This window comes from Micromonospora costi (genome assembly GCF_003626655.1).
Lineage (GTDB): Bacteria > Actinomycetota > Actinomycetes > Mycobacteriales > Micromonosporaceae > Micromonospora > Micromonospora costi.
Map to the genome: position 1 here is coordinate 1232222 of NZ_RBAN01000001.1, position 11509 is coordinate 1243730.

At 74.9% G+C, this 11509-nt stretch carries 13 protein-coding genes; 7 read left to right on the forward strand and 6 right to left on the reverse strand.

From position 1 onward, the window contains the following. Positions 1–25 precede the first annotated feature (25 nt). Positions 26–799, reverse strand: coding sequence for an enoyl-CoA hydratase/isomerase family protein (locus tag D7193_RS05520; RefSeq protein WP_120778230.1), 774 nt, complete (start codon positions 797–799; stop codon positions 26–28). 97 nt (positions 800–896) lie between these two features. On the opposite strand from D7193_RS05520, the gene D7193_RS05525 reads away from it, so the two are divergent. After that, entirely contained in the window at positions 897–1370 is a 474-nt protein-coding gene (locus tag D7193_RS05525; RefSeq protein WP_120778231.1) for a DUF6232 family protein, read from the forward strand. Here the strand turns inward: D7193_RS05525 and D7193_RS05530 are convergent. Then, positions 1367–1768: a nuclear transport factor 2 family protein gene (locus tag D7193_RS05530; RefSeq protein WP_120778232.1), complete on the reverse strand. Its 402-nt coding sequence runs from the start codon at positions 1766–1768 to the stop codon at positions 1367–1369. The two genes, D7193_RS05525 and D7193_RS05530, sit on opposite strands and share 4 nt — an antisense overlap. A gap of 67 nt (positions 1769–1835) precedes the next feature. On the opposite strand from D7193_RS05530, the gene D7193_RS05535 reads away from it, so the two are divergent. Next, positions 1836–2318, forward strand: coding sequence for a DUF6232 family protein (locus tag D7193_RS05535; RefSeq protein ID WP_120778233.1), 483 nt, complete (start codon positions 1836–1838; stop codon positions 2316–2318). 61 nt (positions 2319–2379) lie between these two features. After that, positions 2380–3009: a hypothetical protein gene (locus tag D7193_RS05540; RefSeq protein ID WP_120778234.1), complete on the forward strand. Its 630-nt coding sequence runs from the start codon at positions 2380–2382 to the stop codon at positions 3007–3009. Here D7193_RS05540 and D7193_RS05545 read toward each other — a convergent pair. Next, entirely contained in the window at positions 3006–3464 is a 459-nt protein-coding gene (locus tag D7193_RS05545; RefSeq protein WP_120778235.1) for a rhodanese-like domain-containing protein, read from the reverse strand. The genes D7193_RS05540 and D7193_RS05545 overlap by 4 nt on opposite strands. Positions 3465–3535: 71 nt before the next feature. On the opposite strand from D7193_RS05545, the gene ftrA reads away from it, so the two are divergent. Continuing rightward, positions 3536–4630 carry a transcriptional regulator FtrA gene (gene ftrA / locus D7193_RS05550; protein WP_174242552.1) on the forward strand — a complete coding sequence of 365 codons (1095 nt, stop codon included), beginning with the start codon at positions 3536–3538 and terminating at the stop codon, positions 4628–4630. Here ftrA and D7193_RS05555 read toward each other — a convergent pair. Together D7193_RS05555 and D7193_RS05560 are read right to left on the reverse strand one after the other, a co-directional pair. Beyond that, positions 4615–5511 (reverse strand): ribokinase, encoded by an 897-nt coding sequence (locus tag D7193_RS05555; RefSeq protein ID WP_120778236.1) that lies wholly within the window; start codon positions 5509–5511, stop codon positions 4615–4617. The two genes, ftrA and D7193_RS05555, sit on opposite strands and share 16 nt — an antisense overlap. Positions 5512–5551: 40 nt before the next feature. Beyond that, positions 5552–6394 carry an ABC transporter ATP-binding protein gene (locus D7193_RS05560; RefSeq protein ID WP_120778237.1) on the reverse strand — a complete coding sequence of 281 codons (843 nt, stop codon included), beginning with the start codon at positions 6392–6394 and terminating at the stop codon, positions 5552–5554. 131 nt (positions 6395–6525) lie between these two features. Here D7193_RS05560 and D7193_RS05565 point away from each other — a divergent pair, with 131 nt between their 5' ends. Together D7193_RS05565 and D7193_RS05570 are read left to right on the forward strand one after the other, a co-directional pair. Continuing rightward, a complete protein-coding gene (locus D7193_RS05565; protein ID WP_120778238.1) occupies positions 6526–7551 on the forward strand; it encodes an ABC transporter ATP-binding protein in 1026 nt (341 codons plus the stop codon). Next, the gene (locus D7193_RS05570) at positions 7548–8561 is read left to right on the forward strand and encodes an ABC transporter permease subunit (RefSeq protein ID WP_120778239.1); all 1014 of its coding nucleotides are present in this window, start codon (positions 7548–7550) and stop codon (positions 8559–8561) included. Before D7193_RS05565 ends, D7193_RS05570 begins: the two co-directional genes overlap by 4 nt. 120 nt (positions 8562–8681) lie before the next feature. On the opposite strand, the gene D7193_RS05575 is transcribed toward D7193_RS05570, so the two are convergent. Continuing rightward, positions 8682–9857 carry an ROK family transcriptional regulator gene (locus D7193_RS05575; protein WP_120778240.1) on the reverse strand — a complete coding sequence of 392 codons (1176 nt, stop codon included), beginning with the start codon at positions 9855–9857 and terminating at the stop codon, positions 8682–8684. A gap of 178 nt (positions 9858–10035) precedes the next feature. Between D7193_RS05575 and D7193_RS05580 the strand changes: the two genes are divergently transcribed. Next, complete coding sequence (locus D7193_RS05580) at positions 10036–11490, forward strand: glycoside hydrolase family 3 N-terminal domain-containing protein (protein WP_120778241.1); 1455 nt, start codon at positions 10036–10038, stop codon at positions 11488–11490. Positions 11491–11509: the final 19 nt, after the last annotated feature.

An 11509-nucleotide genomic window follows, 5' to 3' on the forward strand; every position in this document is an offset into this window, starting at 1 on the left:
CCGGGCCGGCCTCCGGCGGGGCCGCTCAGCGGCCGGTGAAGCCCGGCTTGCGCTTCTCGACGAAGGCGGCCATGCCCTCACGCCGGTCGTCGGTCGCGAAGAGCGCCGCGAACAGCTGGCTCTCCCAGGCCAGGCCCGAGTTCAGGTCCATGTCCAGGCCGCCGTCCACGGCGAGCTTCGCCGCGCGCAGCGCCTGCGTCGGCCCCGAGAGGTACGGGCGGACCAGCTCGACGGCGGTCGCGTAGACCTCGGCGGCCGGGGCCACCCGGTCGGCCAGCCCGATCCGCAGCGCCTCCTCGGCGTCGACCATCCGGCCGGACATGATGAGGTCCTTCGCGCGGGCCGGGCCGACGAGCCGGGCCAGCCGCTGCGTGCCGCCGGCGCCCGGGATGATGCCGAGCTTGATCTCCGGCTGGCCGAGCTTCGCGTCCTCGGCCACCACCCGCCAGTCGCACGCGAGGGCCAGCTCGCAGCCGCCGCCCAGGGCGTACCCGGTGATGGCGGCGACGACCGGCTTGGGGATCCGGGCGATGGCGCCGAGCGCGCTCGACAGGTCGGCCGCGCGCGCCGCCATGTCCACGTAGGACATGTCGGCCATCTCCTTGATGTCGGCGCCGGCGGCGAAGACCTTCTCCCCGCCGTACACGATCACGGCGCGGACGTCAGGGTCGGCGGTGGCCGCCGTGGCGGCGGCGCGCAACTCCTCCTGGACCTGGGTGTTGAGCGCGTTCATCGGCGGCCGCTCCAGCCGGATGGTGCCGATACCGTCCTTGGTCTCCAGCCGCACGAACTCGCCCACGCTGCCCTCACTTCCTCGTCGAAGTCGCGTGCCAACCATACGGCCCGCCTCGTTGGGGAACGTAGTCTGGTAGCAGTCCCGGGCCGGGAGGCCAGCGATGGTCACGTACTACGACGACAGGTCGGTGCAGGTCACCTCCACCGCCATCCGGGTGGACGGCCGCACGTTCCCCCTCGCCGAGATCAGCATGGTCTGGCACCGGCGGGGCAGCCGCTCGTGGCGGGTGCTCGCCGGCCGGGGCGCGATCGGCGCGGCGATGGCCGGTCCGCTGGTGGCGGCCGTCCTCGGTGTCGGGCTGGCGATCTGGCTGGACCGCTCCGCCACGGTCACGACCGCGATCGTCGGCGCCTCGGTGCTGGTCGGGCTCGCCGTCGGGCCGGTGGCCGACTTCCTCTTCGAGCGGCTGGACCGCTCCTACGCCCGGGGCAGCCGGCAGCTGGAGATCTGGGCGCGCTGGCGCGGCCGGCCCGTCCAGTTGCTGCGCACCGGTGACGCGCTGCGGTTCGGCCAGATCTACCGGGCGGTGCAGCGGGCCGTCGAGCAGGCGCACCCGGCCCGCCCGCGCGGTTAGAACTCGATCGGTCTGTCCGGGAGCATGTCGAGGCCGCGCAGCAGGCCGTAGAGGTCCTGCTCGCCCCAGAACTGCACGATCCGTCCCTCGGCCAGCCGGTAGATCTTGCAGGCGCTCTGCACGGCCGTGGCGCCCGTGGCGTCCCGCCGGTAGGTCTGCGCCATGACGACCGTGACCCGGTCCCCGGCCGGCACCACCTCGTGGACCTCCTGGTCGAGCACCGTGAGCCCGGGCGACGAGACGGCCTGCTCGACGAAGTGCCGGCCACACACCGACCTGCCGGACCCGTAGATCAGCACGTCCTCCGCGACGACGGCACGCAGCTCCGCCAGGTCCTTCGTCACGAAGGTACGCAGGTACCGGCGTACCACCTCGACGTTGCGTTCCTCCTCGGTCATGCGGCGACGCTACCCGCACCCGTTCACCGGCTGGGCGGAGCTTGCCGGGGCGTGGTTAGGCTGAACGATGACGGTCTATTACCGGGACGACGCGGTGCAGGTGACCTCCGAGTCGATCCGGGCCGGCGGACGGGTGGTGGCGCTCGCCGACGTGACATACGTCTGGCACACGCGCGGGCGCCAGACGCTCGCCGTACGGGGGCGGGTGCTCGGACGCGGAGTCCTCGTCCTGCTGCTGTCCCTGCCGCCGCTGGTGGCGCTGATCTGCGTCGTCTCGCTCGTCTGGTCGGCGCAGGACCGCGGCGAGTGGACGCTCGCCCTGGTCATCCTCGCCGGTTTCGTGGTGGGCGCTCTCTTCCTCACGCCATTCCTGGAGCTGCCGCTCGGCTGGCTGGACCGCTCCTACGAGCGGGGCAGCCAGGTACACGAGCTGTGGGTGCAGCACCACGGCCGGGAGGAGCTGCTGCTGCGCACCCCCGACGCCCTGCGGTTCGGCCAGATCTACCGGGCCGTGCAGCGCGCCGTGGAACAGCACACGGATCGCCGCTGACGGACCGGACGCGACGATCGCCGGCGGGCGGCACGGGCGTGGGCGACGCACACTGGTTCCCATGGCGATCCCCCTCCCCCGGCCGTCCGCGGTCGTCGGCCTCACCCGCTCCGCCCTCGACCAGGCTTTCGGCTCGGCCGCCTCGCTGGCGGCCGTGCCCGCCCGCGCGTTCGCGGTGCTCGACGACGTCGAGGCGCTCCTGTCGCGCATCAACGGCGTGGTGGACCGGATCGAGCGGACCCTGGACCGCACCGACCGGGTGCTCACCGACGCCGAGAAGGTCGCCCATTCGGCCGTCGCCGTGGTGGCCGAGGCGGACGCGGTCGCGGGGCGGGCGGCCGGCACGGTGGGCACCGCCGCGGAGGCGGCGGCCACCGCGGCCGAGCTGCTGACGGCGTACGAACCGGCGCTGCGCCGGGCCGCGCCGATGACGACACGGTTCGTCGAACAGCTCAGCCACGAGGAGGTGACCGCCGCCATCCGGCTCGTCGACGAGCTGCCGAAGCTGCGCGAGCACCTGACCGCGGACATCCTGCCGATCCTCGCCACGCTCGACCGCGTCGGCCCCGACCTGCACGACCTGCTCGACGTCACCCGCGACCTCAAGCTCGCCGTCGCCGGCATCCCCGGCCTGAACATGCTGCGCCGGCGCGGCGAGAAGCTCACCGACGAGGCCGGCGAGCAGGGCTAGCAGTCGCAGCTGATCGCGGTGCGGGGTGCGGTCAGCTCGTCGGCGGGCCGCCGGGTCAGGCCCGTGGCGGTGACCACCGGCAACCCCTCGCGCACCCAGTACTCGTAGCCACCGAGCATCTCCTTGACCCGGTAGCCGAGCCGGGCGAACGCCAGGGCGGCCCGCGTGGCGCCGTTGCATCCGGGCCCCCAGCAGTACGTGACCACCGTCGAGCCCGCCGGCACCAGCTCCGCGGCCCGGGCGGGGATCTCGGCCGTCGGCAGGTGCACGGCGTCGGGCAGGTGCCCCTGGGCCCAGGCTTCGGGGCCCCGGGAGTCGACCACCACGAGACCCGACACCCCGGCCGTGAGGTCGGCGTACACGTCACTGACGTCGGTCTCGAAGCCGAGTCGGGCGAGGAAGTGGGCGGCAGCGGCGGCGGGCTCGGCCGCCGGAACGGCGAAGGCGTACGTCATGACGATGATCCTGTGCCGGGCGGGCCACCGCGACGAGTGGCGGTGACGCCGTCCTGCGCTAACATCCCGCCATGCCCCGGCCGCTCGCCCCGCCCGCTCCGCTCGCGCCTGCCGCCCGCCGCGCCGCGTCCGGGCCGGTGGACCGCAGCGTCGCCGTGCTGGCGTACCCGGGGATGTCCGTCTTCGAGACCGGCATCGTCACCGAGGTGTTCGGGCTGCCCCGACCCGAGTTCGACGTCGACTGGTACGACCTGCGGGTCTGCGCCGAGCGGCCCGGCCCGGTGCCGGTGGTCGGCGGCGCCGCCCTGCACACCCCGTACGGTCTCGACGCGCTGGCCGCGGCCCGGACCGTGATCGTGCCCGGCGTCCCGGACGTCGCGGCGGAACCGTCGCCGGAACTCGTGACCGCGCTGCGCCGCGCGCACCGCCAGGGCGCCCGGATCATGTCCATCTGCTCCGGTGCGTTCGCGCTGGCCGGCGCCGGCCTGCTCGACGGCCGGCGGGCCACCACCCACTGGCAGTACGCGGACCTGCTGGCCCGCCGGTACCCGCGTGTCCGGGTGGACCCGGACGTGCTCTACCTCGACGAGGGCGACCTGCTCACCAGCGCCGGCAGCGCGGCGGGCCTGGACCTCTGCGTCCACCTGGTCCGGCGCGACCACGGCGCCGCGATCGCCAACGCCGTGGCCCGCCGCCTCGTGATCCCGCCGCACCGCGACGGCGGGCAGGCCCAGTTCATCGAGGCGCCGGTGCCGGCCGACCCGGACGACGACCGGATCGCGGGCAGCATCACCTGGGCCCTGGCCCACCTCGGGGAGCCGCTGACCGTGGCCCGGCTCGCCGCCCAGGCCCACATGTCCGACCGCACGTACCTGCGGCACTTCGCCCGGGCCACCGGCACGAGCCCGATCCGCTGGCTCGTCGACCAGCGGGTGCGGGCCAGCCTGGCGCTGCTGGAGACGACCGACGTGCCGGTCGAGCGGATCGCCGCCACGGTCGGCTTCGACTCCCCCGTCACCTACCGCCACCATTTCGGCCGGGCCATGCGCACGTCGCCGTCGGCGTACCGGCGGGCCTTCCGCGCGACCGCGACGCCGCGGGACGACGCGATGCCGGGCGACGGCGCGACGCCGCGGGACGGCGCGACGGATCAGGCCGGGGCGTAGAGGCCGTCGATCTCGGGCCGGTGGGGCAGCGCCACCGACGCCCCGAGCCGCCGGGCGCACGCCGCACCGGCCGCGGCCGCCCAGCGCACGGCGTCGACCAGGTCCCGCCCCTCGCCCCAGCCCACGGCGAGGGCGGCGGTGAACGCGTCACCGGCCGCCGTCGAGTCGACCACGTCCACCTTGACCGCCGGCACGTGCACGGCCGTCCCCTCCCGGTCGCCGTACCAGGCGCCCTCGCCGCCGAGGGTCAGCACCGCGCGGGGCACGAGGTCGAGCAGCGCCTCGGGCGCCTCACGGCCGCGGCCGGTGAGCGCCTGCGCCTCGCGCTCGTTCACCACGAGCAGGTCCACGGCCGCGAGCAGCTCGTCGGGCAGGGGTCGGGCCGGTGCCGCGTTGAGCACCACGCGGGTGCCGGCCGCGCGGGCGGCGACCGCCGCCTGGGTCACCGTCTCCACGGGAATCTCCAGCTGGGCCACCAGCACGTCGGCCGCGCGTACGGTGGCCAACTCGTCCTCGGTGAGGCCGGTCAGTGCGGCGTTCGCGCCCGGGGTGACCAGGATCGCGTTCTCACCCTCGGCGTTGACCATCACGAGGGCGACGCCGGAGGTGCCGTACACCACGCGCAGGTGCCCGGTGTCCACATCGGCCGCGCTGATCCGCGCCTTGAGGGTGACCCCGAACGAGTCCGAGCCGATCGCGCCGAGAAAGGCGCACGCCGCGCCCGCCCGGGCGGCGGCGATGGCCTGGTTGGCGCCCTTGCCGCCGGGCACCATCACGAAGTCGGTGCCGAGCATGGTCTCCCCCGGCCGGGGCAGGGTGGGCGCCATGGCGACCAGGTCCATGTTCGCGCTGCCCACGACAGTCACCCGGGTCTGCGGCACCCGGCACCTCCTGTTCGTCGGCGGGGACCCCGGCGCGCCGTCAGGCGGCGCGGGCGGTGTAGCGGTCGGCCCGGCGCTCCACGACCAGCGGCAGCCCGAAGGTCTTGGAGAGGTTGTCGCCGGTAAGCGTCTCCCCGATCAGCCCCTGCGCCACCACGCCACCCTCGCGCAGCAGCAGCGCGTGGGTGAAGCCGGGCGGGATCTCCTCGACGTGGTGGGTGACCAGCACCATGGCGGGCGCGTCCGGGTCGTACGCCAGCTCGGAGAGCCGGGCGACCAGGTCCTCGCGCCCACCCAGGTCGAGCCCGGCGGCCGGCTCGTCGAGCAGCAGCAGTTCCGGGTCGGTCATGAGGGCGCGGGCGATCTGCACCCGCTTGCGCTCGCCCTCCGAGAGGGTGCCGTACTTGCGGTCGGTGAGCCCGCCGACGCCGAGCTGCCCGAGCAGCGCGCGGGCGCGGGCCTCGTCGGTGCGGTCGTAGCTCTCCCGCCAGCGGCCGACCACCGACCAGGCCGCGGTGACGACCACGTCGCTGACCCGCTCTTCGGCGGGCAGCCGCTCGGCGAGGGCGGCGGTGGTCAGGCCGATGCGGGTGCGCAACTCGTTGACGTCGGTCCGGCCGATGCGCTCGCCGAGCACGTGCGCGGTGCCGACGGTCGGGTGCAGCCGGCCGGAGGCGAGGTTGAGCAGAGTGGTCTTGCCCGCGCCGTTGGGCCCGAGCACCACCCAGCGTTCGTCCAACTCGACCCGCCAGTGAACGTCGTGCAGCAGTGCCGTGCCGGAGCGGCGCACACCGCCGCCGTCGAGGCTGACCACCAGATCCGGGTCCACGGGTGCGGCGGCGGGTGCGGCGCCGGTGGCGCCGGGGATCAGGTCACCAGTCACCCGCCCATCCAACCACGCAGCGCCGTGGTGCCCCCCACGGGCGGCCCGCCGGCCATAGGGTGGTGCGCCGTGTCGTTGGTCACCACAGCCGAAGGACGGTCCATGCCGGCTCGGAGCAGGAAACCGCGCGGATGAGCGCGGTCATCGAGATCGAGGGTCTGCGCAAGACCTTCCACAGCGTGCGGCACGGCCGGCGCATCGCCGTCGACGGATTCGACCTGGTGGTCGGCGCCGGGCAGGTCCACGGCTTCCTCGGCCCGAACGGGTCGGGCAAGACCACCACGCTGCGCGCCCTGCTCGGGCTGGTACGGGCCGACGGCGGGCGGATGAGCGTGCTGGGCGCCCCGTCGCCCACGCACCTGCCCCAGGTGGCCGGCCGGGTCGGGGCCATCGTGGAGAGCCCCCAGTTCTTCGGCAACTTCACCGCGGAGCGGACGCTGCGCCTGCTCGCCCGCGCCGGCGGCGTGCCGGCGGTCCGGGTGGACGAGGTGCTGGAGCAGGTGGGTCTGCGCGACCGTGGCCACGAGCGGGTGAAGGGCTACTCGCTGGGCATGAAGCAGCGGCTGGCCGTCGCGTCGGCGCTGCTCAAGCAGCCCGAGCTGCTCATCCTCGACGAGCCGGCCAACGGGCTCGACCCGGCCGGCATCCGGGAGATGCGGGACCTCATGCGGTCGCTGTCCGCGGCCGGGGTGACCGTGCTGGTGTCCAGCCACATCCTCGCCGAGATCCAGCTGATCTGCGACCACGTCACGATCATCTCGCGCGGCCGGCGGGTGGCCGCGGGTCGCGTGGACGAGGTGCTCGCCGGCTTCGACCAGCACGAGTTCCGGGTACGGGTCGACGAGCCGGAGCGGGCCGCGGAGCTGCTGCGCGACGCCGGCCTGCCGGTGGACGCGCACCCCGATCACCTGGTGGTCGGCGAGGTGGCCGACGCGACGGTGGTGAGCCGGCTCCTCGGCGAGCAGGGGCTCTGGGTACGCGAGCTGACCCCGCTGCGGCCCGACCTGGAGAGTGTCTTCCTCGAACTGACCGGTGAGGGCGTCCACCCGAGCCTGCCCCGGCAGGTCGACGGCTCGCGGCCGCCCGGCGGCGCGCCGCCGCACGGCGGGGAGATCGACCTGGGCACCGTGGGCAGCGACAGAGGAGGGAACGCGTGAACCTGGTCCGCGCCGAGTTGGAGCGGCTGACCGCGCGCCGTTTCGTCCAGCTCATGGTCGTCCTGCTGGCGCTGGCGTTCGGCGTCACCGCGGCGACCACCCTCGCCGGCTCGCACCAGCCCAGCCCTGTCGAGTTGGCCGAGGCACGCGCCCAGGCCGCCGACGCCCGCCGCCAGATGGACGAGATCTACCAGCAGTGCGTGGATCGGGTGAACGGGAACCTGCCGCCCGAGGTGGAGGAGCAGTACTACCCGGCGGACTGCAGCGAGGTGGACCCGGTACGCCAGGAGCGGCTGCCCGTGGCCACGGACTACCTCACGGGTGTCTTCACGTTCGGCTCGCAGGCCCGCCCGCTGCTCTTCTTCCTCATCGCGTTCCTGGTGCTGTTCGGGTTCCTGGTCGGCGCGTCGTACATCGGCGCCGACCTGAACTCGGGCGGGGTGGTCAACCTGCTGCTCTGGCGGCCGCGGCGGATGACCGTGCTCGGCACGAAGCTGGGCACGCTGCTCGGCGCGACGCTCGTGCTGTCGCTGCTCGCCTCGGTCGCGTACCTCGCCACGTTCTGGGTCATCGGGCAGACCGCCGGTCTGGCGGGCCAGCTGGACGCGGACTTCTGGCGCGAGCTGGGCGCGCTCCACGCCCGCGGGATGGTGCTGGTGCTGCTCGCCACTGCGCTCGGGTTCGCGCTCGCCACGCTGGGCCGGCACACGTCGGCCGCCCTCGGCACGGCGGCCGCGTACGCGGTGGTCTGGGAGTTGGGCGCGCGGCTGGTCCTGGAGATCGTGGACGCGCCGCGCCCGGACCGGTTCATGCTCTCCAGCCACGTCGGGGCCTGGCTCGCGGGTGAGGCCCGGTTCTGGGACGCGAGCGGGTGCGCGAGCAGCGGCGGCGGCTTCTGCGACGCGTCCTACACGCTGACCGGGGGTACGGCCCTGACCGTGCTGCTCGTCCTGACCGGGGTGCTGGCGGTGGCGGCGTTCGCCGCGTTCCGCCGCCGGGACCTGATCTGAGCCGCGCGCCCGCCGCCCTGGGCAACACCTTGCAGCACCTGAGAGGATCGTGAAGAATTCCTTCACATGACCGACCGTGGCCCCGCCCCGCCCGAGCGGGTGGGGCCGGCCCGGACGGGGTCAGCCCACGGTGGAGCCGAAGACCTCGTCGCGGACGGCGTCCAGGGCGGTACGCAACGCACCCTGAAGGATCGGTTCCTCGGTCAGCCCGGTGGGCACCACGCGGGGGCGCACCAGCGTGATGGCGGCGACCTCGTGCTGCACCCGCTCGGCGAGCGCCGTCCCGCCGGCCTGCCCCACCTCGCCCGCGAGCACCACGAGCGGCGGGTCCAGCACCACGCAGGTGCTCGCCACGCCGAGCGCGAGCCGGCGGGCCAGCTCGTCGAGCACCGGGCCGCCGCTCTCTCCGGCCTCGAGTGCGGCGCGTACCGCCTCGGCCGCGTTGCCCGCCGTGAAACCGTGCTCGCGGGCCACCCCGCGCACCGCGTCCGCTCCCACGAGCTGCTGGAACGCCGGCTTGGCCCGCCGCGCGACGTCCCGCGGGATGGGCACGCCGGGCACTGGGAGGTAACCGATCTCGCCGGCCGCGCCGCTGCTGCCGTGGTGCAGCCGCCCGCCCAGCATGATCGCCAGGCCGACGCCGGCGCCGATCCAGACCAGGACGAAGTCCGCGAGCCCCGCGGCGGCACCGGACTGCGCCTCGGCCACCGCGGCGAGGTTCACGTCGTTCTCGAAGACCACCGGGGTGTGCAGGTCCTCGCGCAGGGCGGCGAGCAGGCCGCGGTGCCAGCGGGGCAGGTTGAACGCGAAGGTGATGTCGCCGGTGGCCGGGTCGACCAGGCCGGGCGTGCCGAGCACCACCCGCCGTACGCTCGACAGCTGCGCCTGGGCGCTGCTGGCCGCCTGGACCACGGCGTTGTGCACCACGCCCACCGGGTCGTCCGTGTCCCGCGTGGACTGCTCCACCCGCCCGATCACCGCGCCCGTGATGTCCGCGCAGGCGGCCACCACCCGGTCCGGGCCGACATCCACGCCGACCACGTGCGCGCTGCCCGGCCGTACGGCGTAGAGCTGGGCGTTCGGCCCCCGCCCGCCGGCCTGCTCGCCGACCCGGGTGACCAGCCCGCGCTCCTCCAGGCGCTCGACCAGCTGCGAGGCCGTCACCTTCGACAGCCCGGTCAGTTCGCCGAGCCGGGCCCGGGTCAACGGCCCCCGCTCGAGCAGGAGTTCCAGTGCCGCACGGTCGTTGAGCGCCCGCAACAGGCGGGGGGTACCGGGCAGCCGGCTCGCACTCATTCCACGTCCTCTAGATTTAGTAAACCTTGCTAACTGTAAACCGACCTGCGAACGGGTAGCCGTAGCGTATCGGCCGCCCGGACCGGGAGTACTCGGTCGACCCGGCACCGCTGTGCGGCCGGGACGGCCGGGGCCCGGTACGACACTCGTGCCGCCCGGCACCGAAGGGGGAGATCACGTGGGGCTGGATCCAGGACTGCGGCGCCTCGCGCTGGGCACGTTGCTGGCCGCGTACGAGGGCCCCGTCCCGCCGGACTGGGCGGTCGAGCTGGTCGCCGACGGCCTGGCCGGGCACACCCTGTTCGGCACCAACGTGCACGACCCGGCCCAGGTGGCGGCGACCACGGCCGCCCTGCGGGAGGGGCGGGCCGACGTGCTCGTCGCGATCGACGAGGAGGGCGGCGACGTCACCCGCCTCGCCCACGCCACGGGCAGCCCGTACCCCGGCAACGCGGCGCTCGGCGCGATCGGCGACGTGGCCCTCACGCGGCGCGTCTACGAGGCGATCGGCATGGAGCTGGCCGCGCTCGGCATCACCGTGGACCTCGCCCCGACGGTCGACGTGAACACGGCCGACGAGAACCCGGTCATCGGCACCCGTTCCTTCGGCGCGGACCCGGTGCGGGTGGCCGCGCACTCCGCGGCCGCCGTGACCGGTCTCCAGACGGTGGGCGTGGCGGCCTGCGCCAAGCACTTCCCGGGGCACGGCGCAACGGTCGCCGACTCGCACCACGAACTGCCCACCGTGGACGTGCCACTCGACGTGCTGCGCAGCCGGGACCTGCCCCCGTTCGCCGCCGTGGTCGCCGCGAACGCCCAGGCCGTCATGACCGCCCACATCCGCGTGCCGGCGCTGACCGGCGCCGGGCCGGCCACGTTCAGCCGGTCGGTGCTCGTCGACCTGCTCCGCACCGAGTACGGCTTCACCGGCGCCGTGATCACCGACGCGCTGGAGATGAAGGGCGCCTCGCTGGCCGCCGGTGGCATCGGGCCGGCCGCCGTCCGGGCCCTCGCCGCCGGAGCGGACCTGCTGTGCATCGGCGCGAAGGTCGACGCGGAGCTGGTCGAGCACGTCGCCGCCGAGATCGTCGCCGCGCTCGACGACGGCCGGTTGGACCGGGCCCGGGTCGAGGAGGCGGCCGGCCGGGCCGCCACGCTCGCCGCCTGGACCCGGGCCGCCACGCGCGCCCCGTCCGGCGGCGGCACCGACCTGGGGTACGCGGCGGCGCGCCGCGCCGTACGGATCGACGGGGTGCTCAGCGGTCTCGAACGGCCGCTGGTGGTGCAGCTTCACGCCGCCTCGACCATGGCCGAGGGGCGGGTGCCCTGGGGTCTCGGGCCGCACCTCGCCGACGCCGAGGAGATCCGGGTGGTCGCCGCCGAGACCGACCCGGCGACCCTGCGCCGGCTCGCCGGGGACCGGCCGATCGTCCTGGTCGGTCGGCACCTGCACCGGCTGACCGGTGCCCCCGAACTGGTCACCGCGCTGGCCGCGGAGCACCCCGTGACCGTCGTCGAGATGGGCTGGCCGGCGCAGTGGCGGCCCGCCGGGGTCCGCGCCTTCGTCACCACGTACGGCGCGAGCCACGCCAACGGCCGCGCCGCCGCCGAGGCGCTCGGGCTGGCCGGCTGAGGGCGGCCGGTCCGGTCCG